The organism is Cellulomonas terrae (genome assembly GCF_007990265.1).
GTDB lineage: Bacteria > Actinomycetota > Actinomycetes > Actinomycetales > Cellulomonadaceae > Cellulomonas > Cellulomonas terrae.
In genome coordinates this window covers 133,247-157,218 of record NZ_BJWH01000006.1, presented here as the reverse complement: position 1 = coordinate 157,218, position 23,972 = coordinate 133,247, and the positions used below count along the sequence as shown (strand labels likewise).

The window sequence follows — 23,972 nt, the reverse complement described above, 5'->3', positions numbered from 1 at the left end:
GGTGCGCGCGATCAGTGGGCGTGGGCCTTGTTTCGACGTGCTCTGGCGCGTTGTGGACGGTAGTGCGCATTGTGTAATAGCGTCTGGCCTGCGGGAGCCGGAGGGGGCTCCCGCACCAGCTCGTCGGCCGAGGTCGTCGGACGCCCCGCGCGGCGGTCCGTGACCCGGGCGCGGACCCCGGAGGACCCATGGACACCACCCAGCTGCTCAAGGGCGTGCTCGACCTGGCAGTGCTCGCCGTCGTCTCGGACGAGGACGGGTACGGCTACGACGTCGTCCGTCGGCTCCGCGCCGCGGGCATCGAGGAGGTCGGGGACGCGTCCGTGTACGGGACGCTGCGGCGCCTGTACTCGTCGGGGGCGCTGACGTCGTACGTGGTGCCCAGCGACGAGGGACCGCACCGGAAGTACTACGGCATCAACGCGCAGGGTCGGGCAGTCCTCGAGGCGCAGCGCAAGGACTGGCAGGAGTTCGCAGGCGCCATGGGCCGCCTGCTCAAGACGGAGGTCGTGCGATGAGCGTGCTGGACACCACGGACGCGCTGGACGTCGCCGGTTACGCGGCGGCGGTGCGGCGCAGCCTCGCGGACCTGGGCCCCGAGCAGGTCGACGACCTGACGGACGACCTCGAGGCGGACCTGGCAGAGGCGCTGGACGACGAGCGGCACGTGGCGCACGGGCGCGGGGTCCTGGAGCAGTTCGGGCCGCCCGAGGAGTACGCCGCCGAGCTGCGTGCGGCGGCCGGTCTCGCCCCGGCGTCGGCCGCCGCCCGGGCCGGCCTGCCGCTCGGCGATCCGGTCGCGGACGCGCGCAGGCTCGGCCGCTGGGCCCTGCGGCGGCTGCGGGCGCTGGCCTGGTGGCCGCCGGTCGAGTCGTTCCTGGTCGCGCTGCGGCCGGTCTGGTGGCTCCTGCGCGGGTGGGTCGTCTACCAGCTCGTCGCGATCATGTCCGGGGTGTCGGGCTGGCTCCCGCACAACCTGCCGGCGTTCCTGGTGCTGGTCGGCTGCGTGGTCCTGAGCGTGCAGTGGGGCCGGGGGGCGTGGTTCCGGTCGAGCCGCGTGGCGTGGATCGCGACGACGGCCAACGTCGTCGCGGTCGTGGCCGTGGTGCCGCTCCTCGGCTCGGCGCAGGACTGGCTGGGGGACCGGGAGACCGTCTACGACGCGTACCTGGCCGGCGCGCTGGGCAACGGCGACCCGGAGACGATCGTCCGGGACAGGGCGGTCGACGGGGTCGTCGTCGACGGCATGCAGGTGAGCAACCTGTTCGTGTACGACGCGGAGGGCAACCCGCTGACGGACGTCCAGGTGTACGACGACCGCGGGCGCCCGGTGCGCACGACGTTCGACAACGGCTTCGAGCAGTACTGGTTCCCGGAGGCCACGGAGCCGTGGTCGTTCGTCAGCCGGGTGGACTCGGACGGGCGTGCCCGCTGGAACGTGTACCCGCTGCAGGGGGCTCCGACGTCGGAGTTCACCTACGACGACGAGGGTCTCCAGGTGCTGCCGGCGGGGTCCAGCGCGACGACGCCACCGTGGCCGTTCGCGAAGGCGCCCGCGCTCGACGCTGCCCCGGAGGCGGCCATCGGCGCGGAGGGCCCCGTGCCGTCGCCGACCAGCACGCCGTGACGACCGTCGGCGGCATCCTCCGGAAACGGGTGCCGCCGACGGCCCTGGGCTGCGATGATGGGCAGTGGGAACGCTCCCAGCGATTCCTCCCCGTCGGCGCTCGAAGAGGAGAGCCATGCCCTCCCGTGACCTGAACCGTCGCACCGTCCTCCACCTGGGGGGCGGGGTGGCCGCCGCCGGCCTGCTCGCGGCCTGCACGTCCGGAGGTCAGGTCACTGCGACACCGACCCCCACGGCGCCCACCGGGTGGCAGCCTCCCGCCGAGCCGATGGCGTTCCCCGAGGGGTTCGTGTGGGGCGCCGCGACGTCGGCGTTCCAGGTCGAGGGCTCGACCACCGCGGACGGTCGTGGGCAGTCGATCTGGGACACGTTCGCGGCGACGCCGGGCCGGATCCGCGACGGGTCGACGGGTGACCCGGCCGCCGACCACTACCGCCTGTGGGAGTCGGACCTCGACCTGGTCGCGGACCTCGGGCTGGCCGCCTACCGGTTCTCGGTGGCGTGGCCCCGGATCCAGCCGACGGGCTCGGGGGACGTCAACCAGCCGGGGGTCGACTTCTACCGTCGGCTGGTCGACGGCCTGCTGAGCCGCGGGATCCGCCCGGCGATCACGCTCTACCACTGGGACCTCCCGCAGGCGCTGCAGGACGCGGGCGGGTGGGCGGTGCGCGAGACGGCGGACCGGTTCGGGGAGTACGCGGCGATCATGTTCGAGGCTCTGCGGGACGTCGACGCCACGTGGCTGACGATCAACGAGCCGAAGACGACCGCCTACGTCGGGCACCGGTGGGGTGTGCACGCGCCGGGGATCACGGACGTGGACCAGGCCGCCGCGGCGATCCACCACCAGCTCCTCGGGCACGGGCGGACCGTCGAGGCGTTCCGGGCCAGCGGGGCGGCGGGCGGGATCGGCATCGCGCTGAACCTCCTGCCCGTCTACCCGACCAGCCGCGACGCGGACCCGGCAGCGGTGCACACGGATGCGGTCGAGAACCGGATGTTCCTCGAGCCGGTGCTCCTGGGGCGGTACCCGTCGGACGCGATCGGGACGAAGCCCGGGCAGCTGCCCGCGGACGCCGGGGCGTTCCAGGACCTCGTCCTGGAGGGTGACCTCGAGGTCATCAGCTCTCCGCTGGACGTGCTCGCGGTGCAGTACTACGGCGTCACCGGGGTCGACGAGACGGGCAACCAGGTCGACCTCTACCCGACGTCGGCGGCGGTCTGGCAGCAGGTCCACCCCGAGGGTCTCTACGACCTGCTGATCGACCTGCTCATCGACTACCCGGACGCACCGCCGCTGCTCATCACCGAGAACGGCATCCCGGACCCGACGCCCGAGGGCACCACCGACGACGTGGAGCGGCTCGAGTTCCTCCGGGCGCACCTGCAGCAGGCCGCTCGGGCCATCGGCGACGGCGTCGAGCTCGCCGGCTACTACGCCTGGTCGCTGCTGGACAACTTCGAGTGGGCCGAGGGGATGAGCCAGCGGTGGGGTCTGGTGCACGTCGACTTCGAGACCCAGGCGCGGACCCCCAAGGCGAGCATGGACTGGTACTCGACGGTGGTCCGCGCGAACGAGGTGCCACCCTCCTGAGTTCCCGGTGTGCGCATCATCACCGGCATCCAGGGGGGCGTTCACCCCCCGGCGCCGTTACCGTTGAGGCATGCCTACCCCCGTCTCCGATGTCGGCACCACGACCAGCACGGCAGCCCGCCCGGGCAAGCCGCGCAAGGTGCCCCGTGTCGTCATCCTCGGCGGCGGCACCGTGGGTCTGTACACGGCGCGCCGGCTGCGCAAGCGGCTGGGCAAGCGCGAGGCGGCCATCGTCGTCGTCGACCCCCGCCCGTACATGACGTACGCGCCGTTCCTGCCGGAGGCCGCGGCCGGGTCCATCGACCCCCGCAACATCGTCGCCCCGCACCGCCGGGCCCTCAAGGGCGTCGACGTGCTGCAGGGCAAGGTCAGCGAGATCAACCACGCCGGCCGCACGGTCCAGATCACGCCCGAGGAGGGTGACCCGTACTGGATCACCTACGACCACCTGGTCGTCGGCCTCGGCTCGGTCGCCCGCACGTTGCCGATCCCCGGGCTCGCGGAGCAGGGCATCGGCTTCAAGAACGTCGAAGAGGCCATCGCGGTCCGCAACCACGTCCTCAACCGGATCGACCTCGCGGCCAGCACCTGGGACCCTGAGCTGCGCAAGCGCATGCTGACGTTCGTCTTCGTCGGCGGCGGGTTCGCCGGCATCGAGGCGCTCGGCGAGGTCGAGGACATGGCCCGTGCCGCGGTGAAGTACTACAAGGCGATCGAGCAGGAGGAGCTGCGCTTCGTCCTGGTCGAGGGCTCGCCGCGCATCCTGCCCGAGGTCAGCGAGGAGCTCGGTGGGTACACCCTCGAGCAGCTGCGCAAGCGGCAGATCGAGATCCACCTGTCCACGTTCCTTGACAGCTGCGTCGACGGTCACGTGGTGCTGTCGAACAAGCTGGAGTTCGACGCGGAGACCATCGTCTGGACGGCCGGCGTGAAGGCGAACCCCGTGCTGCAGGACTCGGACCTGCCGCTCGACAAGATGGGCCGGGTCACCTGCAACGCGGCGCTCCAGGTCATCGACGCCGACGGGGCCGTCGTGCCCGACGCGTACGCGGCCGGTGACTGCGCGGCCGTCCCGGACCTGTTCAACCCCGGGCAGATGTGCCCCCCGAACGCCCAGCACGCGCTGCGCGAGGGGAACCACCTGGGCGACAACCTGGCGCGCGTCCTGCGCTCCGCCGAGGTGACCGACTACAAGCACAAGAACATCGGCGCCGTCGCGTCGCTCGGCATGTACAAGGGCGTCGCGCAGATGTTCGGCCGGATCAAGGTCCGCGGCTTCCTCGCGTGGGTGCTGCACCGCTCGTACCACGTCGCGGCCATGCCGACGTGGAACCGCAAGATCCGCATCGCGGCCGGGTGGACCGGTGCGCTGCTGCTCCGCCGCGAGGTCGTCGCGCTCGGCAGCCTGCACGACCCGCGCGCCGAGTTCCGCGCCGCGTCGGTACCGGCCAAGCCGCGCGCCGTCGAGCCCGGCGAGGGTGACGCGGCGCTGCCGCCCCAGAAGGCGGAGCCGGGGTCGCCGGCGGCGAAGAAGTCCGCGAAGACCGCCTGACCAGTCCTGACGCGAGCCCCCGACCCTCGTGGGTCGGGGGCTCGCGTGCTGGGTGCGCCTGGCAGGATGGCTCGCGGCCCCCGTAGCCCAACTGGCAGAGGCAGCCGGCTTAAACCCGGCCCAGTCCGGGTTCGAACCCCGGCGGGGGCACCGCCGCCGAGACATCGGGGACCGGCCGCGCAGGAGACCCCGGTCGCGGCGACCGGCCTCCTGTCGTGTCAGCTGACGGCCGGCCGGCTCGGGTGCTCGCCCCAACGTCTCCCCGGGTCAGTCGAGCCCTTCCGCCGCCTCGGACTCCTCGATGGTGGCGAGCCAGTCGCGCTTGGTGGCACGCCAGCCCTCGTCGTCGGCGCCCAGACGCCAGTAGCCGGACACGGAGAGCCGGTCCCGGGTGATCCCACGGTCGACGCGGACGTGCCTGCGCAGCTCGCGCACCACACCCGCCTCGCCGTGCACGAACGCGCTGACGGGAGCGGGGAGGTCGGGGAGGGCGGTCACGGTGTCGACGAGCGCGAGCCCGGCGACCGAGAAGCCCTGGTGCACCCACAGCACCTGCACGCCGGCGGGGGAGGCCAGCGGGATCTCGTCCTCGGGGCCGTGCACCTCGATCACGGCGTGGCCGACGGCGTCCGCGGGGAGCCGTTCGAGCGCGACCGCGATCGCGGGCAGCGCGCTCGCATCGCCGGCGAACAGATAGGACGCCGCGTCGAGGTCGGGCGACCACGCGCCGCCGGGGCCGACCAGGAGGACCTCGTCGCCGGGCTGCGCCGTCGCCGACCACGGTCCGGCGATCCCCTCGTCTCCGTGCACGACGAAGTCGAGGACGAGCTCGCGTGCCACCGGGTCCCAGGCGCGGACCGTGTAGGAGCGCTGGCGGGGCTGCTGGTCGGGCGGGAGGCTCGCGCGCACCGCGTCGAGGTCGAGCCGCCCGTCCTCGCGCCGGGGGCGGTCGGTGCCCTCGGGCAGGAACACGACCTTGACGTAGGAGTCGGCGTGCGGTGAGGGCTCGAACGTGGCCAGGCCGGGACCGCCGACGACGACGCGGACCATCGTCGCGGCGATGCGTTCGGTCCGGACGACCTCCGCCACGAGTGGTGCGGGGCGGGGTCGGGCCGGTGCGTCGGTCATCGAGGTCCTTCGTCGGGGAGTGGTCCTGCGGCGGCCCACGCTAGCCGCTGTCAGCCCCGGGTGCCGTGGGCGTCGTGCTCGTCCCCACGCCGCTGGGCGCGGCGACGGGGGCGGCCCGCACGCGGACCGCCCCCGTCGTCGTGTGTCAGGTCAGGCGTCGCGCTTCTTCAGCAGCACGGCGGCCACCCCGAGGACGACGACGACCCACAGGACCAGGACGCCGTAGCCCTCCCAGGCGCTGAGGTCGGCACCGACGTCCGAGAACGAGGCCGACATCTCGAGCTGGGCATCCGTCTGCGTGAGCTGCTGACCGGCGAGACCCGGCAGGAACGGGGCCATCAGGGTCAGCGGCTTCCACGGGATCGAGCTGAACAGGATCGGCGCGACGAGCAGGAGGCCCAGCACGGTCGCGATGGCCGCGGCCGAGTGCCGCATGAGCGCACCGAGCGCGTACGAGAACAGCGCGATGGTGGCGAGGTACACCGCGGTGCCGACGAGCGGACGGATCATGTCCGGGTCGCTGAAGTCGACCGAGAGGCCCTGGCTGTCGAAGAACAGCCACTGCAGGCCCGTCCCGGCGGCCACGGCCACGAGCGACGCCCCGAGGACCGCGACGACCAGCACGATCGCCTTGGACCACAGGACCGGGAGGCGCTTGGGGGCGGCCGTCAGGCTCGAGCGGATCATCCCCGTCGTGTACTCGCTCGTGATGGTCAGGGCGCCGAGGACGGCCAGCGCGAGCTGGCCGAGGGTCACCGCGAAGCTCAGCGGCCCGAGCGCGTCGCTCGCGTCGGGCGGACCGCCCTCTTCGGGGCTGGGAGCGTTGACGAACGCCAGGCTGATCAGGACGACCAGGCCGACGGTCGCCAGCAGGAAGATGGCCAGGGTCCAGATGGTCGACCGGACCGACCAGAACTTGATCCACTCGCCGCGCAGCAGGTGGCCGAACGTGAGCTTGTGGGGGGTCAGCGGGGCGTTCGTGCGCGGGGGCTCGGTGGCGACGGCGGTGCTCATCGGGCGTCCTCTCCGGTGGTCGTCGCGGCAGTCGTCGTGGCGCGGGGCTCCGCACCCGGGATCTCGGCGGAGTGGTACTCGACGGAGTCCGACGTCAGGGACATGTACGCGTCCTCCAGGGAACCCTGCAACGGCGTGAGCTCGTGCAGGACGATGCCCGACGCGGCGGCGATCTCGCCGACCTCGACGGCCGTGGCGCCGTGCACCTCGAGCAGACCGTCCTCGGCGGGGGTGATGGTCACGGCGGGACCGGCCAGGCGTGCGGCCAGGTCCGTGGCCTGCGGCGACCGCACGCGCACGGTGGACCGGGTGGCCTCGGAGATCACGGTGTCGACGGGGCCGTCGGCGATGATCTTGCCGCGGCCGATGACGATCAGGTGGTCCGCGGTCACGGCCATCTCGCTCATGAGGTGCGAGGACAGGAAGACCGTGCGGCCCTCGGAGGCAGCCAGGTACTTGACCAGGTTGCGCACCCACAGGACGCCCTCGGGGTCCAGCCCGTTGACCGGCTCGTCGAGGATCAGCGTCTGCGGGTCCCCGACCAGGGCGGCCGCGATGCCGAGGCGCTGCCCCATGCCGAGCGAGAAGCCCCCGACGCGACGCTTCGCGACGGTGTCCAGGCCGGTCATCGAGATGACCTCGTTGACGCGCTTGTTCCCGATGCCGTGCGTCGCCGCGATGGCGCGCAGGTGGTTGCGGGCGCTGCGGCCGGTGTGGACGGCCTTCGCCTCGAGCAGCGCGCCGACCTGCGTGAGCGGGGAGCGGTGCTCGGCGTAGGGGCGGCCGTTGACGGTGACGGTGCCGTGCGTCGGCCGGTCGAGGCCGACGATCATCCGCATCGTGGTGGACTTGCCGGCGCCGTTGGGCCCCAGGAAGCCGGTGACCCGGCCGGGCTGCACGGTGAACGAGATCCCGTCCACCGCCAGTTTGCTGCCGTATCTCTTGGTGAGGTCGTGGGCCTCGATCATCGCTGAATCCTCGTCGTCGGGAGTGGAGCCGTGTCGACCCTAGGGGGCTACGGCAAGGCCATACATCGGACCAAGGGGGGATCCGCCCCCGCCGAATGGCCGAGGCGTGCGAGACGTGGGAACGAACGCGCCCCTGCCGACGTTCGCTACGGTGACAGCCTCGTCTGACAGCGCCCGATCCGTCCAGGAGGACGCCATGGCCAATCCCATCTTCAACAACAGTCCCGTCTTCCAGGATCCCGTGCAGCGCAAGGGCCAGAGGTCGACGGTCTCCTACGGCACCGCCGGTGCCCAGGTGGCTGATGCCGCCACCCTCGACCAGATGTACGACGCCCCCGCCGCCACCACGCGCGAGACGGGCCGGCTGACGTACGACGACGTCATCATGAAGACCGCCGGCCTGCTCGCGATCCTGGTCGTGACCGGCGCGGCGACGTGGGTGCTCGCACCCGGGCTCTGGATCTTCGGCGCGATCGTCGGTCTCGTGCTCGGCCTGGTCAACGCGTTCAAGAAGCAGCCGAGCCCGCCGCTGATCATGCTATACGCCGCGGCGCAGGGTGTCTTCCTCGGGGGCCTCAGCGCGTTCTACGAGGCGCGGTTCGAGGGCATCGTCGGTCAGGCCGTGCTCGCGACGCTCTCGGTGTTCGCGGTCTCGCTCTTCCTGTTCAAGTCCGGCCGGGTCCGGGTCACGCCGAAGTTCCAGCGCGTGCTGCTGGTCGCCATGGTCGGCTACCTCGCGTACTCGCTGATCAACGTCGTGTTCATGCTGTTCGGCAACACGGGCGACGGGTACGGCCCGATGCGGTCCGGGCCCCTCGGCGTGGTCATCGGCCTGATCGCGGTCGTGCTCGCAGCCGCGATGCTCATCGTCGACTTCGACTCCATCAAGCGCGGTGTCGAGGCCGGTGTGCCGGCCAAGCTCGCGTGGACGGCGGCGTTCGGCCTCGTCGTGACGCTCGTCTGGCTGTACCTGGAGCTGCTGCGGATCTTCGCGATCCTGCGTGGCGACTGACCGCCTGACCTGACTGCCGTCGGCCCGGGTGCGATGATCGATCGCACCCGGGCCGACGTGCGTCTGCCCGACCCACCACCCATGGGAGCGGCAGCACAGTGAAGTACGCCAAGCACATCTCGGAGCTCGTCGGCGGCACCCCGCTCGTCCAGCTCACGTCCGTGACGGCCGGCCTGACGGCGACGATCCTCGCCAAGGTCGAGTACATGAACCCCGGCGGCTCCGTGAAGGACCGCATCGCCCTGAAGATGATCGAGGCCGCGGAGGCGAGCGGCGAGCTGCTGCCCGGCGGCACGATCGTCGAGCCGACCAGCGGCAACACGGGCGTGGGGCTGGCCCTGGTCGCCCAGCGCAAGGGCTACCGCTGCGTGTTCGTCTGCCCCGACAAGGTCAGCCAGGACAAGCGCGACGTCCTGCGCGCGTACGGGGCGGAGGTCGTCGTGACCCCGACCGCCGTCGCACCGGACCACCCCAACTCGTACTACTCGGTGTCCGACCGCCTGGCCAAGGAGATCCCGGGCGGCTGGAAGCCCAACCAGTACGCCAACCCGAACGGCCCGGCGAGCCACTACGAGACGACCGGCCCGGAGATCTGGGCGGACACCGAGGGCCAGGTGACGCACATGGTTGCGGGCGTCGGCACGGGTGGCACGATCACGGGCACCGGGCGCTACCTGCACGACGTGTCCGACGGGCGGGTGGTCGTCATCGGCGCCGACCCCGCCGGCTCGGTGTACTCCGGCGGCGACGGGCGGCCGTACCTGGTCGAGGGCGTCGGCGAGGACTTCTGGCCGACGGCGTACGACCCGACGGTGCCCGACGAGATCATCGCCGTCTCCGACGCCGACTCGTTCGCGATGACGCGCCGGCTCGCCCGCGAGGAGGGGCTGCTGGTCGGCGGCTCGTGCGGCATGGCCGTCGAGGCGACGCTGCGGTACGCGCGCCGGCTCCAGGAGGAGGACCCTGCCGCGGCCGCGAGGGCCGTGATCGTCGTGATCCTGCCCGACAGCGGGCGCGGCTACCTGTCCAAGATCTTCAACGACTCCTGGATGCGGTCCTACGGGTTCCTGGCCGCCGACGAGGGCGCGACGGTCGCCGACGTCCTGCGCACCAAGACCGGCGAGCTGCCCGACCTGGTGCACACGCACCCGAACGAGACGGTGCGCGACGCGATCGAGATCCTGCACGAGTACGGCGTCTCGCAGATGCCCGTCGTCGGTGCCGAGCCGCCCGTGAAGATCGGCGAGGTGGCCGGTGCGGTGAGCGAGCGGGAGCTGCTCGACGCGGTGTTCTCCGGCGACGCCGAGCTGTCCGACCGCGTCGACCGGCACATGGCGGCGCCGCTGCCGCTCATCGGCTCGGGGGAGAGCGTGCAGTCGGCTCGGGACGCCCTGCAGAAGGCGGACGCGCTCATGGTGGTCGACGACGGGTCGCCGGTCGGCGTGCTCACCCGCCACGACCTGCTCGGTTTCCTCGCGCGGTAGGCCGTCGCACGTCCCTGCGGGGAGCTGTAGGTTCTGCGGGAACCGCTGTCCGTCCGGTCGCTGCGAAGGAGCACGATGGCCCTGTTCGACCTTCCCCTGCCCGAGCTCGAGCGCTACCTGCCCGAGCTGGACGAGCCGGCGGACTTCGACGAGTTCTGGTCGTCGACGCTGGCGTCGGCGAGGTCGCACGACCTGGCGCTCTCCGTCGAGCCCGTCGACTCCGGGCTGACCGTCATCGACGCGTTCGACGTGACGTTCGCCGGGTTCGGCGGGCAGCCGATCAAGGCGTGGGTCACGCGGCCCGCGGGGGCGGTCGGGGACCTGCCCGCCGTGGTCGAGCTCATCGGGTACGGCGGCGGGCGCGGGTTCGCGCACGAGCGGCTCGCCTGGGCGGCCGCCGGGTACGTGCACCTGGTCATGGACACGCGCGGGCAGGGGTCCACCTGGGGGGCCGGCGGCCACACGCCCGACCCGGCAGGCTCCGGACCGGCGTCGCCCGGGGTGATGACGCGGGGGATCCACGACCCGCACGAGCACTACTACCGGCGGCTCATCACGGACGCCGTCCGCGCGGTCGACGCCGTGCGTGCGCTGCCCGGCGTCGACCCCGCGCGGGTGACCGTCGCGGGGATCAGCCAGGGCGGCGGCCTCGCGCTCGCGGTGGCCGGCCTGGCCGACGGCCTCGCCGCGGTCATGCCCGACGTGCCGTTCCTGTGCCACTACCCCCGCGCGCTGGGCATCACCGACGCGTTCCCGTACGGCGAGCTCGTGCAGTACCTCGCCGTGCACCGCGACCAGGAGGCCACCGTCCTGCGCACGATGTCGTACCTGGACGGCGTGCACTTCGCGCGACGTGCGTCGGCGCCCGCCCTGTTCTCCGTCGCGCTGCGGGACCAGACGTGCCCGCCGTCCACGGTGTTCGCGGCCTACAACCACTACGCGGGGCTGTCGCCGACACGACCCGCCACCGACATCGAGGTCTACGCGTTCAACCAGCACGAGGGCGGTCAGGCCCACCAGCTCGACCGGCAGCTGCGCTGGCTGCGGTCGCTGCTGGCGCAGCGGACCGTCCCGGCGTCCGCGCTCGCCTGAGCGGCGGTCGGCCCGGTCAGGCCGGGGCGTTCGTCGCGAGGCGCTCCAGGCCGCCGACGAGGCCGGCGACGAGGAAGTCGAAGCTCGCGTCGACGTCGTCGGGCATGCCGAAGCCGCCGTCGAGCTCGAGGACGACGAAGCCGTGCACGGACGCACGGACCGCGCGGACGGCGTCGATCCTGCGGTCGTCGGGGACCCCCAGCGCGGCGACGGCGTCGACGAGCTCGGCCACCACGCGGACGCTCGCCTCGCGGACAGCCTGGGCGTCGGGGTCGTGCACCCACGCTGCGCCCTGGACGGCGCCGTAGCGGCCGGGCCAGCGGCGTGCGAACGACCGCATCGCACGCGCCATGGCCGGCAGCAGGTCGGCGCCGTCGTGGTCCGCGCGGGCGGCGCGCAGGGCGTCCCCCACCTGCTCGATGCAGACCAGGGCCACCTCGCGGCGCAGCGTGGGCAGGCCCGGGACGTGCTTGTAGAGGCTCGGCACCGCGACGCCGGCACGGGCAGCGACGGCCGAGAGCGTGAGGTCGGCGAAGCCCGTCGGACCGCCGGCGTCGACGGCCGCGAGGGCCAGGTCGACGACGGCGGACCGGTCGAGTCCGGCCCTAGGCACGCGCGTCCGCGCGGACCTGGAACCGGCCGGCGGCGTCGCGGGGGAGGTCCGCGAGGAACGCGAGCGTGCGAGGGACGACGATCTCGGGCGCCTGGTTCTGCGGGTAGTGCGCGACGTCGGGGATGAGGGTCACGTCGGCGTCGATCGCGCCGCGCAGCCACTCGGCCTCGGCAGCGGGATCCGTGAAGTCGGGGTCGATCGCGCCGACGAAGGCGACCGCCGGAGCCGTGATCTCCGAGATGCGGGCCTCGACCGGCGCGTGCGTGAGCTGCACGGACAGGTGGCGGAAGGAGCGCAGGTGCGCGGGGTCCGTCATCGACGCCTTGAGGTCTGCGACGTGCTCGTCGAGCCACGGAGCCTTGGTGCCGCGGTTGAGGGTGCCGCGGTAGTACGCGGCCCAGGCGGCGGCGCCCCACGGGCGGGTGAAGAGGACGCGCATGAGGCCGTGCATGACGCCGGTGACGACCGCCGGCATCGGGCGGTCGCGCAGGAACGGGCAGGTCAGGACGAGGCCCGCGACGAGGTCGGGTCGTTCGGCGGCGGCCCACGCGGCGGCACCGGCGCCCATCGAGTTGCCGACGAGCACGGCGGGTCCGCCGAGGTGCTCGACGAGGGCGAGGGCGTCCTGGCCGGTCACCACGTCGCCGTGCGTGGCGAACGTCGTGTCGGAGTCGCCGTGGCCGCGCAGGTCCATGACGGCGACGCGGTGGCCGGCCTCGACGAGCGGGCCGGTGAGCTCCCGCCAGGTGCTCCGCAGGTCGCCCATGCCGGGGATCAGGACGACGAGCGGACCGGCTGCGGGGCCGTCGAGCGAGTAGGCGACGCGCCCCTCGGGGCGGCGGAGATGCTGTGTCATGAGATAAAAGCTAATGGCATTAGCCAACGTCGTCAACCCCCTCGGTTCGGCACCTGTCGGTCGACGTTGGCAAGATGGTGCGCGCACTGTCATCCACCGAAGGAGTACGTCATGTCCGCAGCGCTGCCCGAGGTCTCGGGTTCTTTCGGCCAGAAGCCGACGCTGACCTTCCCGGACGCCGCGGCGTCCGGTGAGCTCGAGGTCCTGGTCCTGTCCCGCGGCGACGGCGCTCTCGTCGAGGCCGGCGACGACCTCGAGGTGCACTACCTCGGTCAGGCGTGGCAGGGCGGGGTGTTCGACAACTCGTACGACCGCGGCTCCTCGATCAGCTTCCCGATCGGCGTCGGCGCGGTCATCGGCGGCTGGGACGAGGGCCTCGTCGGCCAGCAGGTCGGCTCGCGCGTGCTCCTGTCGATCCCGTCGCACCTGGGCTACGGCGACCGCGGCGTCCCGCAGGCCGGCATCAAGGGTGGGGACACGCTCGTCTTCGTCGTCGACATCGTCGGCACCAGCAACTGAGCTCCCCGCGACGGGTCCCTCCGCTGTGGTGGAGGGGCCCGTCGCTATCCTCGGCCCGTGGCGGACGGCGAGGTGACCATCGGTGAGTTCGCGCGCCGGTCGGGGCTCTCGCTCAAGGCGCTGCGCCTCTACGACGCGCGCGGGCTCCTGGAGCCGGTGCGGGTCGACCCCGCCAGCGGTTACCGCTACTACGACCCGGAACAGCTCGGCCGGGCGCGCACGATCTCGCTGCTGCGCCGCCTGGAGATGCCGCTGGGCGCGATCGCGGACGTGCTGGCCGCGCCGGCCGGGCAGGCGTCGGCGATCCGGTCCTGGTGGGACGGCCGGCGACGCGAGCTCGTCGACCGTGGGCCCGAGCTGGACCTCGTCCTGCAGACGCTCGGTGAACCCGCCGGTCCCGCCCACCCGGGGCAGTTCGGCGTCGACGACGTCGTCGTCCACGAGGTCGCGGCGCGGACCGTCGCGACCGTCCGCCGCCACGTCGTCCAGGAGGACCTCATGGCCGCCTTCGCGTCGGACGTGCTGGAGCTGCGCGCGTTCCTCGACGCGAGCGGGGCGTCGTACGGGACCGAGTTCTGGGTCCTGTTCCACGGCGCGGTGGGGCACGACGGTGACGGTCCCGTCGAGACGTGCGTGCCGTACGAGGGGGCGGTCGTCCCGGCTGGCACGGTCGTGCTGCGCCAGGAGCCTGCGCACACGATGGCGTTCGTCCCGGTCACCGCGGCCGACTGCCGGTACCCGCAGATCATCGGCGCGTACGTCGCGCTGGAGACCTGGTTCACCACGGGTGATCGCCGGGCAGCCGGTCCGTCCCGGGAGATCTACCCCGTCCCATGGTCCGACGAGGGCGTCGTCGCGCACGTCGCGCAGCCGGTCGCTTGACCCTGCCCCAAGGGCAGGGACCACGCTGACGACATGCCCGACCTCTCCGCGTACGCCACCCACAGCCCGTACACCGACCCCCGCCACCACGCGCCTCTGCTCGCCGCCGTCGGTACCGACCCGGCGGCGCTGCACGCAGCAGCCTGCGGCACGGTCATCCACTACCGGGCCGGCGCCGAGCAGCTCGTCCCGGGCCAGGACGCCGACATCGACCTGCGCTGGCTCTCCGACATCCTCGGCGAGGCCCAGGACCGTGCGGCCGGACCGCTCGACGCCGCGCGCCCGCCCGCCCGGCAGATCGCCGGCTGCTGCCGCGACCACACCCTGGTCGCGATCGGGGTCCTGCGCGAGCACGGCATCCCGGCGCGCAGCCGCGTGGGGTTCGCCGGCTACTTCCGGCCCGGGTTCCACCACGACCACGTGGTCGCCGAGCGCTGGGACGGCTCCCGCTGGGTGCGCTTCGACGCCGAGCTGGACATGGCCGAGAACTGGTTCGGCTTCGACTCGCACGACCTGGCGACCGGGCTCGGGGCGCCCTTCGAGACGGCCGCCGAGGTGTGGCTCGCGCACCGGCGCGACGGTCTCGACGTGTCGACCTACGGCGTGGACCCGTCGTTGCCCGAGCTGTGCGGGCCGGAGTTCGTCCGCGGGTACGTGGTCACCGAGCTCGCGCACCGGCAACGCGACGAGCTGCTCCTGTGGGACGTCTGGGGCGACACGCTGCCCGGGACGCCGACGCCCACCGAGGAGCTCGACCGGCTGGCCGACGAGGTCGCCGACCTGCTCGTCGCCGCCGACGCCGGGTCCTCCGACGCCGAGGCGTCGCTGGAGGACAGGTACGCGACCGACCCGCGGCTGCGGCCGAACGGCTCCGTGGTGACGCTGTCCCCGACCGGGCGGGTCGCGGACGCCGATCTGGTGGCCAAGGTCAACCGCTGGCGCTCCTGACCACACCGGACGTTGCGGGACTACAGGACGTGCCGGTCCAGGAAGTCGTTGCGGAAGACGCCGTCGGGGTCGGTCCGCGCGACGAGGGCCCGGAAGTCGTCCCAGTGCGGGTAGAGGCGCGCGAGGTCGCGATGCTCGTCGGCGAAGAGCTTGCCCCAGTGCGGTCGTGCGTCGAACGGGGCCAGCGCTGCCTCGATCGTCGGCAGCACCGCCTCCACCTCGGGCTGCCGCGGGAGCCACGTGAAGTGCAGGGCGACGCGGGGGCCGCCCTGCGCACCGGACAACCACAGGTCGTCGCCGGCCATGGTCCGGACCTCGGTGACCTGCAGCAACGGCGAGACGACGTCGCTCAGCGCGCGGACGGCCTCCAGCGCAGCGACCGCGTGGGCGCGCGGGACCAGGTACTCCGTCTGCAGCTCGTCGCCGTTGCTCGGCGTGAAGTCCATCCGGAAGTGCGGCAGACGGTCGTGCCACGGGCCGGGCTCGCCCAGCTGCGCGGTGCAGTTCACGGGGTCGATGCCGGGCAGCGGGTGGCGGGGGCCGTCAGCGGGCGTCGTGCCGAACAGGTCGGTGCGCAGCGCGTAGCCGGGCGTGACGCGCGTCTTGCGCCAGACCTGCTGGATCGTGTCGCCGGTCCAGTCGGTGAAGAGGCTCACGGAGTCGGCGCTGCTGGTGATCTCGTCGAGGTGCGCCAGCGCCTCCGTCCACGGCAGGTCGACGTGGACCTCCTGCGCGACGTCGTAGGTCGGTTCGATGTCGAGCGTCACGCGGGTGACCACGCCGAGGGCGCCGAGCGCGACGACGGACCCGGCGAAGTCGTCGTCGCCGCGCCGGACCGTCCGGAGGTCCCCGTCGGGACCGACGATCTCCAGGGCCGCGACGGCCGACGCGAGGTTGGCGCTGCGGTCGCCCGACCCGTGCGTCGCGGTGGCGACGGCACCGGCGACGGAGATGTGCGGCAGCGACGCGAGGTTGTGCACGGCCCAGCCGGCGGGGTGCAGGTGCTGCGCGAGCGTCCCGTAGCGGGTGCCTCCCGTGACGGTGACCGTCCGGGCGTTCTCGTCGATCTCCGGTCCCTGGCCGAGCGCGTCGAGCGCGACGAGCGCCACGGGGTCGTCGGCGAGGTCGTTGAAGCAGTGGCGGGTACCCAGGGCGCGGATCCGCGGGGACCTCGCGACGAGCTCCTGCAGCTCCTCGACGGAGGCTGGGTGGTGCACGACCTCCGCGCGGTAGACGTAGTTGCCGGCCCAGTTGGTCAGTGTCACCGGTCCAACCTACGGTGCGGGCGCGGTGACGAAGATGTCGAACATGCTCGGGTCGTGCGCGTGCACGAGCACCATGAACACGAACAGGTCGAACAGCAGGTGCACCGCGACCACGTACGTCAGCGACGTGGTCCGGCGGAAGATCCACCCCTGGATCAGCGCGAACGGGATGGTCAGGAGCGGCCCCCACTCGCGGTAGCCCAGCTCCCACAGGAACGACACGAACACGGTCGCCTGCAGCAGGTTGGCCAGCCAGAACGGGAAGTGCGGCCGCAGCAGCGCCAGCACCACGCAGATGAAGAACAGCTCGTCCCAGATGCCGACGGCGTTGACCCCGACGAAGAGCCGCAGCACGTCGCCCGTGCCGTCGAGGTCGGGCCAGTTCTGCCACACCCCCGACCCCAGGAAGTACGCCGGCAGGATCAGGTACGCCGCGAACGCCACCGCCACCAGGTACAGCGCCTGCCAACGGTCCCAGCGGCGGCCCGTCCGGACGGGGAAGTGGATCTTGTCGTCGTGGAACACCCGGCTCGACAGGAGCGTCGGCACGATCACCGCGAGGCCCAGCGCGAGCGTGAACTTGAGCATGCCGACGTTCGACAGGTCGGCCTTCAGGGAGATCGTGCTGATGATCACCTGACCGAGGGCGATCAGGGCGAGGTCCCTGCCCAGCCGCTTGTCCACGACGAGGCCGAGCACGACCCCCGCGACGAGCGGCACGTAGCCGAGCGGGCGGACGTGGACCGCGAACAGCAGGATCGCCGCACCGCACACGAGCGCGGCCGCGAGGATGCGCGCCGTCGACAGTGCGGGGGTCTGGTCGACGACCTGGGGGTGGTCGTGGGTCGTGCTGGACGGGTCTGGCACGGGCGGGCCTCCGGGGTCTCGACGTGCAGTCTGACTGCTCGTCGGCCGCTGGGCGACACTTGGCCCATGGACCTCCCGCGCGTCGCGATCACCTACTGCACGCAGTGCCGCTGGCTCCTGCGCGCTGCCTGGTACCAGCAGGAGCTGCTGACCACGTTCCACCGCGAGCTCGGGGAGGTCGCGCTGCGGCCGGCGACCGGGGGAGTGTTCCGCGTCGAGGTGGACGACGTGCTCGTGTGGGACCGGTCCGAGCGCGGCGGGTTCCCCGACCTGCCCGAGCTGAAGCGGATCGTGCGGGACCTCGTCGCACCGGACAAGCCGCTGGGGCACACGGACCGCGTCGCCGAGGGCTGAGCGAGATGGACGTTCGTGCAGGTGGACCAGGGTCCAGCCCCAGATGGACGACCGTGGACGAGGCCGGTCCCGCGTCGATAAGTTCACGGCGGACCGGCAGGGAGAGCGACCCGGCCGGTCCGCCACAGGCGCTCCCGAGGGCGGCTGGCCGGGAAAGACGGGGGACTCCGGCCGGCCCCATGACGGGCGGGTGACCGACAGCGGGGGCTCCTCGGTCACCCGCCCGTACATCTGACGGCCAGTCACGATGCCGGGCGGCGACGAAACGTGCGACGACGCCGGGCCGCCGCTGGTCAGCGACAGCCCGGCGTCGGTCGGGTGAGGGTCAGGCGCCGGTCGGGCGGGGGCAGGACACGCCGGTCCCGCCGAGGCCGCAGTAGCCGGCCGGGTTCTTGTCGAGGTACTGCTGGTGGTAGCCCTCGGCGTAGTAGAACGTGCCGGCCTCGTCGGCGGACCGGATCTCGGTGGTGATCTCCCCGAAGCCGGACTGCGTGAGCCGCGGCTGGAACTCGTCACGCGTGCTGCGTGCGGCGAGCTCCTGCTCGGGGGTGGTCGTGTAGATGGCCGACCGGTACGTCGTGCCGACGTCGTTGCCCTGCCGGTACCCCTGCGTGGGGTCGTGCGACTCCCAGAAGGTGCGCAGCAGGTCGCCGGCCGAGACGACGGTCGGGTCGTACGCGATCATCACGATCTCGGTGTGCCCGGTCAGGCCCGTGCAGGTCTCCTCGTAGGAGGGGAAGGGCGTGAAGCCACCCTGGTACCCCACGGCGGTCGTGACGACGCCGGGGATCTTCCAGAAGGTGCGCTCGGCGCCCCAGAAACAGCCCATCCCCACGTAGAGGACCTCGGTGCCCTCGGGCCAGGGGCCCTGCAGGGGGGTGCCGAGGACGGTGTGCGTGGTCGGGACGGTGTACGCGTACCCGTCGCGACCGGCGAGGGCCCGCTCCGGGGCCACCATCGTGGTCTTCAGGGCGGATCCGAAAAGCCAGTTCATGGTCGTGATCCTCTCCGGGAGCCCGGTTGGTCACCTGGGTCCTCCCGGGATCTGCAACGGTACGCACGCCGTCGGTGTTCCCGCAGAGATGGAGAAGTCTTGACCGAACCAATACCAGACCACGAGCGCACCGGCGCATGACTCGCAGCGCACCCGGAGCGGTGCGAACGTCCCGAGCGCCTAGCCTGGGACGCGTGACGAACCACGCGCACCCCCAGGACGACGACTGGTCCTCCGCAGGCTTCTCGACCCGCGCCATCCATGCAGGTCAGGACCCGGACCCCACCACCGGAGCGGTCGTACCGCCCATCTACGCGACCTCCACGTACAAGCAGGACGGCGTCGGCGGGCTGCGGGGCGGGTACGATTACTCGCGCTCGGCCAACCCGACGCGGACCGCGCTGGAGTCCGCGCTCGCTGCGGCGGAGGGCGGAGCGGCCGGCTTCGCGTTCGCGTCCGGCCTCGCCGCGGAGGACACCCTGCTGCGGGCGACCCTGCGGCCGGGCGACCACGTCGTCGTCCCGAACGACGCGTACGGCGGCACGTACCGCCTGATCGCCCGGGTCTTCGGCCCGTGGGGCATCGAGCACACCCCCGTGGACCTGTCCGACGCCGACGCGGTGCTCGCCGCGATACAGCCGGGCCGCACGAAGGTGGTCTGGGTCGAGACGCCGACCAACCCGTTGCTCGGCGTCGCCGACATCGCGGTCCTCGCCGCGCACGCGCGTGCGGCGGGCGCCCTGCTCGTCGTCGACAACACGTTCGCGACGCCCTACCTGCAGCAGCCGCTCGCGCTCGGGGCCGACGTCGTCGTGCACTCGACGACGAAGTACATCGGCGGGCACTCGGACGTCGTCGGCGGGGCGCTCGTCGTCGCCGACGGCGCGCAGCTGCCCGTGGGGCTGGAGGCGCCCACCGGCACGACGAGCCTGGCGGACGCCGTGCGGTTCCACCAGAACGCGTCCGGTGCGGTCGCGGGGCCGTTCGACGCGTGGCTGACGCTGCGCGGGCTCAAGACGCTCGCGGTGCGCATGGACCGGCACGAGAGCAACGCGCGCGCGATCGCGGACTTCCTCGTGGCGCACGACGCCGTCACCTCGGTGATCTACCCGGGGCTGGACAGCCACCCGGGGCACGAGGTCGCCGCGCGGCAGATGACCGGGTTCGGCGGGATGGTCTCGTTCCGGACGGGCAGCGAGGCATCGGCTCTCGCGGTCTGCGCGGCGACGCACGTGTTCACGCTCGCGGAGTCGCTCGGCGGCGTCGAGTCGCTCATCGAGCACCCGCACAAGATGACCCACGGGTCGGTGGCGGGCACGGAGCTGGAGGTCCCCGACGACCTCGTGCGGCTGTCCGTGGGCATCGAGGACGTCGCGGACCTGATCGCCGACCTCGACGCCGCGCTGGCCGCGGGACGCGACGCGTGAGCGCCTCGGAGCTGCGCACCCCCCGTCCTGACGGCACCTCTGTCCCCCCGTCGGTCCGCAACGCCGCCGCGTGGTCGTGGCGCCTGCTGCTCATCGGCGCAGCGCTCGCGGTGCTCCTCTGGCTCCTGAACGAGCTCAAGGTCGTCGTCGTGCCGATCGCGGTGGCCCTGCTGCTCACCGTGCTGCTCGCCCCGTTCGTCGGCTGGCTGGACCGGCGCGGGCTGCCCCGGGTGGCGGCCGTCGGGATCGCGCTCGCCGGCCTGGTCGCCCTCGTCGCCGGCCTGCTCACCCTGGCGGGCCGCTCGATCGTCAAGGGCTTCGGCGAGCTGTGGGACCAGGCCGCGCAGGGCATCGACAAGCTGACCACGTGGCTCGCGGAGGGCCCCTTCCAGCTCACGACCGCGGACATCTCCGGCTGGATGGAGCGGATCCAGGGGTCGCTCAGCGGCGGCAGCTCCGAGCTCGTCACCGGGGCGCTGCACGCGGGGACCACGGTCGCGCACGTCGCGGCGGGGTCGCTGATCGCGTTGTTCTGCACGTTCTTCTTCCTGCTCGACGGCCGCACCATCTGGGCGTGGGTCATCGGGCTCCTGCCGCGCGGCTCCCGTGAGCACGTGCACCAGGCAGGCCGGCGCGGGCTCGTCACGCTCGGCGCGTACACGCGCACGCAGATCCTAGTCGCGGCCGTCGACGCCGTCGGCATCGGGCTCGGTGCGGCGATCCTCCAGGTGCCGCTCGCCCTGCCGCTGGCCGTGCTGGTCTTCCTCGGGTCGTTCATCCCGATCGTCGGTGCGGTCGTCACCGGGTCCATCGCGATCCTGGTCGCGCTCGTGTCCAACGGCCCGGCGACGGCGCTCTGGATGCTGGTCGTCGTCCTGGCCGTGCAGCAGATCGAGGGGCACGTCCTGCAGCCGTTCCTCATGGGCCACGCGGTGTCGCTGCACCCTGTCGCGGTCCTGCTGTCGGTCGCGGCGGGCTCGTTCGTCGCGGGGATCGTCGGTGCGCTGTTCGCCGTGCCGATCGCCGCGACCCTCAACACGGTGCTGCTCTACCTGCACGGGCACGACAAGTTCCCGCAGCTGGGCACCGACGACCACGTCCCGGTGCGCGGGCGAGGGCACCCCGTGCTCGACCGCGCCATCGCGCAGGTCGCGGAGGCGACATCAGAGCGTGTCGCGACGCAGGCGGAGACCGCCGAGCGGCTCGACGCCGACGAGCCACCCCCCGTGATCGACACCGAGGCGGACGACGCCGGCGAGCCCGGAGGACCCGATGACCGGCCTCGCTGACGTCCGGGAGGCCGCACTGCTGCTCGAGGGGGTCTCGGACCGCACCCCCGTGCAGCTCAGCAGGGCCCTGTCGCAGGCGTGCGGGGCCGAGGTCTGGCTCAAGTGCGAGAACCTGCAGCGCGCCGGCTCGTTCAAGCTGCGCGGCGCGTACGTCCGCATGGCCCGCCTGTCGCCGCAGGAGCAGGCGCGCGGCGTCGTCGCGGCCAGTGCCGGCAACCACGCGCAGGGCGTCGCGCTCGCGGCCCGCATCCTCGGGCTCACCGCGGTCGTGTTCATGCCCGCCGACGCCGCCCTGCCGAAGATCGCCGCGACCCGCGACTACGGCGCCCGGGTCGAGCTGGTCGGCGCCAGCGTCGACGAGGCCCTCGTGCACGCGCGGGAGTACTCCGAGCGCACCGGCGCCGTCCTCATCCACCCGTTCGACCACGAGGACGTCGTCGCCGGGCAGGGCACCATCGCGCTCGAGATCGTCGAGCAGGTCCCCGACGTGGCGACCGTCGTCGTGCCGATCGGCGGCGGAGGTCTGGCCGCCGGGGTCGTCGCCGCGCTCGCCGAGCTGCGGCCCGACGTGCGCGTGATCGGGGTGCAGGCCGCCCGCGCCGCCTCCTACCCCGCGTCCCTGGCGGCCGGACACCCGATCCCCGCCCCCGAGCTGCGGACCATGGCCGACGGCATCGCGGTCGGCCTGCCCGGCACGGTGCCGTTCGAGATCCTGGCCGGACACCACATCGAGGTCGTGACCGTCTCGGAGGAGGACCTGTCCCGCGCGCTGCTGCTCGTCGCGGAGCGCGCGAAGATGCTGGTCGAGCCGTCCGGCGCGGCGGCCGCTGCCGCGGTCATGGCGGGCATCGAGGCGCTCGAGGGGCCCGTCGTGGTGATCCTGTCCGGCGGCAACATCGACCCGCTGGTGCTCATGCGGGTGGTCCGTCACGGGCTCGCGTCCGCCGGGCGGTTCCTGCAGCTGCAGGTCCGCATCGACGACACCCCCGGGGCGCTCGCCGACCTGCTGCGCGCGCTCGCGGACACCGGCGGCAACGTCATGCACGTCTCGCACGCCCGGACGGTCGGCGACCTCCAGCTCGACGAGGTGGCGATCGTCGTGCAGGTCGAGACCAAGGGCCCCGACCACTGCGAGCACGTCGTGGAACGGCTGCGCGCGGCGGGCTACCGGCTCGGCGCCTGAACGACGACGAGGCGCCACCCCGTCGGGTGACGCCTCGTCGACGCGCGGGTCTCAGCCCGCGAAGGGCTTCGCGTCCGTGATCTTGACCTTGATCTCCCGCCCGTTCGGGGCGGTGTACGAGGTCGAGTCGCCGACCTTGGTGCCGTTGATCGCCGCGCCGAGGGGCGACGTCGGCGAGAACACCTCGATGTCGGAGGTCCCGGCGATCTCGCGGGAGCCGAGCAGGAAGACCATCTCGTCGCCGGCGACGACGGCCGTCACGACCATGCCGGGCTCGACGACGCCGTCGTCCGGGGGCGTGCCGATCTGGACGTTGCGCAGCTTCTCCTTGAGCTCGCGGATGCGGGCAGCCTGCTTCGCCTGCTCCTCGCGAGCGGCGTGGTAGCCGCCGTTCTCCTTCAGGTCGCCCTCGTCGCGCGCGGCGGCGATGCGTTCGATGATCTCCGCGCTGCCCTCTCCTTCGAGGTGGGCGAGCTCGGCCGTGAGGCGGTCGTAGGCCTCCTGGGTCAACCATGTGGCCGCAGTCGTATCGGTCACGATCGCTCCTTTCCTGACGTACGTGTGTGCCGGACGGGCCGACGTCCGCGCTGCCCGGGGGGCCAGCGCTCGGCAGTCCGAACTGCCGGACGCATCCTGCGGACGCGTCCGGGTAGCGGGTATTGAGGGGTGCTCCGCCGTTCCCTCTCGGTCGGGTGGACCAGTGGTGGCGCCGGACCGGGGCGGCGTTGAAACGAACAGGATAGCAAGGCGGGGCCGCCGGGACCGCGGGATCACCCGCTCAGCAGCCGATCAGGGTGCGGGGTCCTCGACCAGCTCGCAGGAGTCCACGATCCCCGTCACCGCGAGCTCGGTGGTCTGCACGGGGACGGTGACCCGACGGGTGGCCGCGTCCGCGGGACCGATCTCGACCGTGCGGACCCCGACCTCGGCGTAGGACTCCGACAGCGCGGTGACCGTGCAGGTCACCGTCGCCTCGCGGGGCTTGGTCACCTCGAAGGTCACGTCGACCGCCCGGGACCCGTCGACGTCGAACCCCACGTCCGTGAACGACACGGGCTGTCCCGCCTGGCCGAGGCCGATCCAGACGACGACGGCGAGCCCGATCACCGCGGCGACGACGATCCCGATGCGCCCGCGCCGGGCGGACCGTGCGGTCGGCTCGGGCCCGTACCGACCGGCGGGCGGTCGGGTGGTGGGCGACTCGGTCACGGAGCTCCTCGTGCTGGTGGGGTGGCGCGACACGGGTGCCGCGTGAGCGATCATTGTCTCTCGTCCGACCACCCGTCCGTGCCGAGCGGACCGCG

The 23,972-nt window shown here is 72.7% G+C and carries 24 protein-coding genes and 1 tRNA gene; 15 read left to right on the top strand and 10 right to left on the bottom strand.

Going from position 1 to position 23,972, the window contains the following annotated elements; all coding sequences use genetic code 11:
• The first annotated feature begins 188 nt into the window (after positions 1-188).
• From CTE05_RS08240 to CTE05_RS08220, 5 genes are all read left to right on the top strand, one after another.
• Positions 189-518 (top strand): PadR family transcriptional regulator, encoded by a 330-nt coding sequence (locus CTE05_RS08240; RefSeq protein ID WP_146845642.1) that lies wholly within the window; start codon positions 189-191, stop codon positions 516-518.
• Complete coding sequence (locus CTE05_RS08235; RefSeq protein ID WP_146845641.1) at positions 515-1,627, top strand: HAAS signaling domain-containing protein; 1,113 nt, start codon at positions 515-517, stop codon at positions 1,625-1,627. Before CTE05_RS08240 ends, CTE05_RS08235 begins: the two co-directional genes overlap by 4 nt.
• A gap of 115 nt (positions 1,628-1,742) precedes the next feature.
• Complete coding sequence (locus CTE05_RS08230) at positions 1,743-3,221, top strand: GH1 family beta-glucosidase (protein ID WP_146845640.1); 1,479 nt, start codon at positions 1,743-1,745, stop codon at positions 3,219-3,221.
• Between the two features lie 70 nt (positions 3,222-3,291).
• Positions 3,292-4,773: an NAD(P)/FAD-dependent oxidoreductase gene (locus CTE05_RS08225; RefSeq protein ID WP_146845639.1), complete on the top strand. Its 1,482-nt coding sequence runs from the start codon at positions 3,292-3,294 to the stop codon at positions 4,771-4,773.
• A 76-nt stretch (positions 4,774-4,849) separates the two neighbouring features.
• Positions 4,850-4,923: transfer RNA gene (locus CTE05_RS08220), tRNA-Leu, on the top strand.
• A 117-nt stretch (positions 4,924-5,040) separates the two neighbouring features.
• Here CTE05_RS08220 and CTE05_RS08215 read toward each other — a convergent pair.
• The 3 genes from CTE05_RS08215 to CTE05_RS08205 form a co-directional block, all read right to left on the bottom strand.
• Positions 5,041-5,901, bottom strand: a complete 861-nt coding sequence (locus CTE05_RS08215) for a siderophore-interacting protein (RefSeq protein ID WP_146845638.1) — start codon at positions 5,899-5,901, stop codon at positions 5,041-5,043.
• A 150-nt stretch (positions 5,902-6,051) separates the two neighbouring features.
• Complete coding sequence (locus CTE05_RS08210; protein ID WP_146845637.1) at positions 6,052-6,915, bottom strand: DUF2705 family protein; 864 nt, start codon at positions 6,913-6,915, stop codon at positions 6,052-6,054.
• Positions 6,912-7,883, bottom strand: coding sequence for an ABC transporter ATP-binding protein (locus CTE05_RS08205; protein WP_146845636.1), 972 nt, complete (start codon positions 7,881-7,883; stop codon positions 6,912-6,914). The genes CTE05_RS08210 and CTE05_RS08205 overlap by 4 nt, the downstream gene beginning before the upstream one ends.
• 196 nt (positions 7,884-8,079) lie before the next feature.
• Here CTE05_RS08205 and CTE05_RS08200 point away from each other — a divergent pair, with 196 nt between their 5' ends.
• The 3 genes from CTE05_RS08200 (at position 8,080) to CTE05_RS08190 (ending at position 11,471) form a co-directional block, all read left to right on the top strand.
• A complete protein-coding gene (locus CTE05_RS08200) occupies positions 8,080-8,895 on the top strand; it encodes a Bax inhibitor-1/YccA family protein (RefSeq protein ID WP_146845635.1) in 816 nt (271 codons plus the stop codon).
• Between the two features lie 98 nt (positions 8,896-8,993).
• The gene (locus tag CTE05_RS08195; protein WP_146845634.1) at positions 8,994-10,379 is read left to right on the top strand and encodes a cystathionine beta-synthase; all 1,386 of its coding nucleotides are present in this window, start codon (positions 8,994-8,996) and stop codon (positions 10,377-10,379) included.
• A 75-nt stretch (positions 10,380-10,454) separates the two neighbouring features.
• On the top strand, positions 10,455-11,471 hold the full coding sequence (locus tag CTE05_RS08190) for an acetylxylan esterase (RefSeq protein WP_146845633.1): 1,017 nt from the start codon (positions 10,455-10,457) through the stop codon (positions 11,469-11,471).
• Between the two features lie 16 nt (positions 11,472-11,487).
• Here the strand turns inward: CTE05_RS08190 and CTE05_RS08185 are convergent, their stop codons facing one another.
• Together CTE05_RS08185 and CTE05_RS08180 are read right to left on the bottom strand one after the other, a co-directional pair.
• A complete protein-coding gene (locus CTE05_RS08185) occupies positions 11,488-12,084 on the bottom strand; it encodes a TetR/AcrR family transcriptional regulator (RefSeq protein WP_146845632.1) in 597 nt (198 codons plus the stop codon).
• A complete protein-coding gene (locus tag CTE05_RS08180) occupies positions 12,077-12,940 on the bottom strand; it encodes an alpha/beta fold hydrolase (RefSeq protein ID WP_146845631.1) in 864 nt (287 codons plus the stop codon). The genes CTE05_RS08185 and CTE05_RS08180 overlap by 8 nt, the downstream gene beginning before the upstream one ends.
• Before the next feature lie 111 nt (positions 12,941-13,051).
• Here CTE05_RS08180 and CTE05_RS08175 point away from each other — a divergent pair, with 111 nt between their 5' ends.
• Genes CTE05_RS08175 through CTE05_RS08165 form a run of 3 tightly spaced genes read left to right on the top strand, consistent with a single transcriptional unit; the run spans position 13,052 to position 15,289 of the window.
• On the top strand, positions 13,052-13,459 hold the full coding sequence (locus tag CTE05_RS08175) for an FKBP-type peptidyl-prolyl cis-trans isomerase (protein WP_146845630.1): 408 nt from the start codon (positions 13,052-13,054) through the stop codon (positions 13,457-13,459).
• 57 nt (positions 13,460-13,516) lie between these two features.
• Positions 13,517-14,341, top strand: a complete 825-nt coding sequence (locus tag CTE05_RS08170) for a MerR family transcriptional regulator (protein ID WP_146845629.1) — start codon at positions 13,517-13,519, stop codon at positions 14,339-14,341.
• Between the two features lie 33 nt (positions 14,342-14,374).
• Positions 14,375-15,289, top strand: coding sequence for a transglutaminase-like domain-containing protein (locus tag CTE05_RS08165; protein ID WP_146845628.1), 915 nt, complete (start codon positions 14,375-14,377; stop codon positions 15,287-15,289).
• A gap of 20 nt (positions 15,290-15,309) precedes the next feature.
• Here the strand turns inward: CTE05_RS08165 and CTE05_RS08160 are convergent, their stop codons facing one another.
• Both CTE05_RS08160 and CTE05_RS08155 read right to left on the bottom strand, forming a co-directional pair.
• Positions 15,310-16,554, bottom strand: a complete 1,245-nt coding sequence (locus tag CTE05_RS08160) for a D-arabinono-1,4-lactone oxidase (RefSeq protein ID WP_146845627.1) — start codon at positions 16,552-16,554, stop codon at positions 15,310-15,312.
• A gap of 9 nt (positions 16,555-16,563) precedes the next feature.
• On the bottom strand, positions 16,564-17,361 hold the full coding sequence (locus tag CTE05_RS08155; protein ID WP_186814787.1) for a CPBP family intramembrane glutamic endopeptidase: 798 nt from the start codon (positions 17,359-17,361) through the stop codon (positions 16,564-16,566).
• 126 nt (positions 17,362-17,487) lie between these two features.
• Between CTE05_RS08155 and CTE05_RS08150 the strand changes: the two genes are divergently transcribed.
• Positions 17,488-17,775, top strand: a complete 288-nt coding sequence (locus CTE05_RS08150) for an Rdx family protein (protein ID WP_146845625.1) — start codon at positions 17,488-17,490, stop codon at positions 17,773-17,775.
• Between the two features lie 325 nt (positions 17,776-18,100).
• On the opposite strand, the gene msrA is transcribed toward CTE05_RS08150, so the two are convergent.
• Complete coding sequence (gene msrA / locus CTE05_RS08145; protein WP_146845624.1) at positions 18,101-18,769, bottom strand: peptide-methionine (S)-S-oxide reductase MsrA; 669 nt, start codon at positions 18,767-18,769, stop codon at positions 18,101-18,103.
• Between the two features lie 194 nt (positions 18,770-18,963).
• Here msrA and CTE05_RS08140 point away from each other — a divergent pair, with 194 nt between their 5' ends.
• The 3 genes from CTE05_RS08140 to ilvA are packed head-to-tail and all read left to right on the top strand — an operon-like array spanning position 18,964 to position 22,668.
• Positions 18,964-20,196 carry a cystathionine gamma-synthase gene (locus tag CTE05_RS08140; protein WP_246123427.1) on the top strand — a complete coding sequence of 411 codons (1,233 nt, stop codon included), beginning with the start codon at positions 18,964-18,966 and terminating at the stop codon, positions 20,194-20,196.
• The gene (locus tag CTE05_RS08135) at positions 20,193-21,485 is read left to right on the top strand and encodes an AI-2E family transporter (protein ID WP_146845622.1); all 1,293 of its coding nucleotides are present in this window, start codon (positions 20,193-20,195) and stop codon (positions 21,483-21,485) included. The genes CTE05_RS08140 and CTE05_RS08135 overlap by 4 nt, the downstream gene beginning before the upstream one ends.
• Positions 21,469-22,668: a threonine ammonia-lyase gene (gene ilvA, locus CTE05_RS08130; protein WP_146845621.1), complete on the top strand. Its 1,200-nt coding sequence runs from the start codon at positions 21,469-21,471 to the stop codon at positions 22,666-22,668. The genes CTE05_RS08135 and ilvA overlap by 17 nt, the downstream gene beginning before the upstream one ends.
• A 51-nt stretch (positions 22,669-22,719) precedes the next feature.
• On the opposite strand, the gene greA is transcribed toward ilvA, so the two are convergent.
• Positions 22,720-23,205 carry a transcription elongation factor GreA gene (greA, locus tag CTE05_RS08125; RefSeq protein WP_146845620.1) on the bottom strand — a complete coding sequence of 162 codons (486 nt, stop codon included), beginning with the start codon at positions 23,203-23,205 and terminating at the stop codon, positions 22,720-22,722.
• A 252-nt stretch (positions 23,206-23,457) separates the two neighbouring features.
• Positions 23,458-23,877 carry a DUF4307 domain-containing protein gene (locus CTE05_RS08120; RefSeq protein WP_246123425.1) on the bottom strand — a complete coding sequence of 140 codons (420 nt, stop codon included), beginning with the start codon at positions 23,875-23,877 and terminating at the stop codon, positions 23,458-23,460.
• Positions 23,878-23,972 lie beyond the last annotated feature (95 nt).

Coding starts and splice junctions, on each gene's coding strand:
- CTE05_RS08240 (WP_146845642.1), top strand. CDS start 189: ATGGACACCACCCAGCTGCTCAAGGGCGTGCTCGACCTGGCAGTGCTC.
- CTE05_RS08235 (WP_146845641.1), top strand. CDS start 515: ATGAGCGTGCTGGACACCACGGACGCGCTGGACGTCGCCGGTTACGCG.
- CTE05_RS08230 (WP_146845640.1), top strand. CDS start 1,743: ATGCCCTCCCGTGACCTGAACCGTCGCACCGTCCTCCACCTGGGGGGC.
- CTE05_RS08225 (WP_146845639.1), top strand. CDS start 3,292: ATGCCTACCCCCGTCTCCGATGTCGGCACCACGACCAGCACGGCAGCC.
- CTE05_RS08215 (WP_146845638.1), bottom strand. CDS start 5,901: ATGACCGACGCACCGGCCCGACCCCGCCCCGCACCACTCGTGGCGGAG.
- CTE05_RS08210 (WP_146845637.1), bottom strand. CDS start 6,915: ATGAGCACCGCCGTCGCCACCGAGCCCCCGCGCACGAACGCCCCGCTG.
- CTE05_RS08205 (WP_146845636.1), bottom strand. CDS start 7,883: ATGATCGAGGCCCACGACCTCACCAAGAGATACGGCAGCAAACTGGCG.
- CTE05_RS08200 (WP_146845635.1), top strand. CDS start 8,080: ATGGCCAATCCCATCTTCAACAACAGTCCCGTCTTCCAGGATCCCGTG.
- CTE05_RS08190 (WP_146845633.1), top strand. CDS start 10,455: ATGGCCCTGTTCGACCTTCCCCTGCCCGAGCTCGAGCGCTACCTGCCC.
- CTE05_RS08180 (WP_146845631.1), bottom strand. CDS start 12,940: ATGACACAGCATCTCCGCCGCCCCGAGGGGCGCGTCGCCTACTCGCTC.
- CTE05_RS08175 (WP_146845630.1), top strand. CDS start 13,052: ATGTCCGCAGCGCTGCCCGAGGTCTCGGGTTCTTTCGGCCAGAAGCCG.
- CTE05_RS08165 (WP_146845628.1), top strand. CDS start 14,375: ATGCCCGACCTCTCCGCGTACGCCACCCACAGCCCGTACACCGACCCC.
- CTE05_RS08150 (WP_146845625.1), top strand. CDS start 17,488: ATGGACCTCCCGCGCGTCGCGATCACCTACTGCACGCAGTGCCGCTGG.
- msrA (WP_146845624.1), bottom strand. CDS start 18,769: ATGAACTGGCTTTTCGGATCCGCCCTGAAGACCACGATGGTGGCCCCG.
- ilvA (WP_146845621.1), top strand. CDS start 21,469: ATGACCGGCCTCGCTGACGTCCGGGAGGCCGCACTGCTGCTCGAGGGG.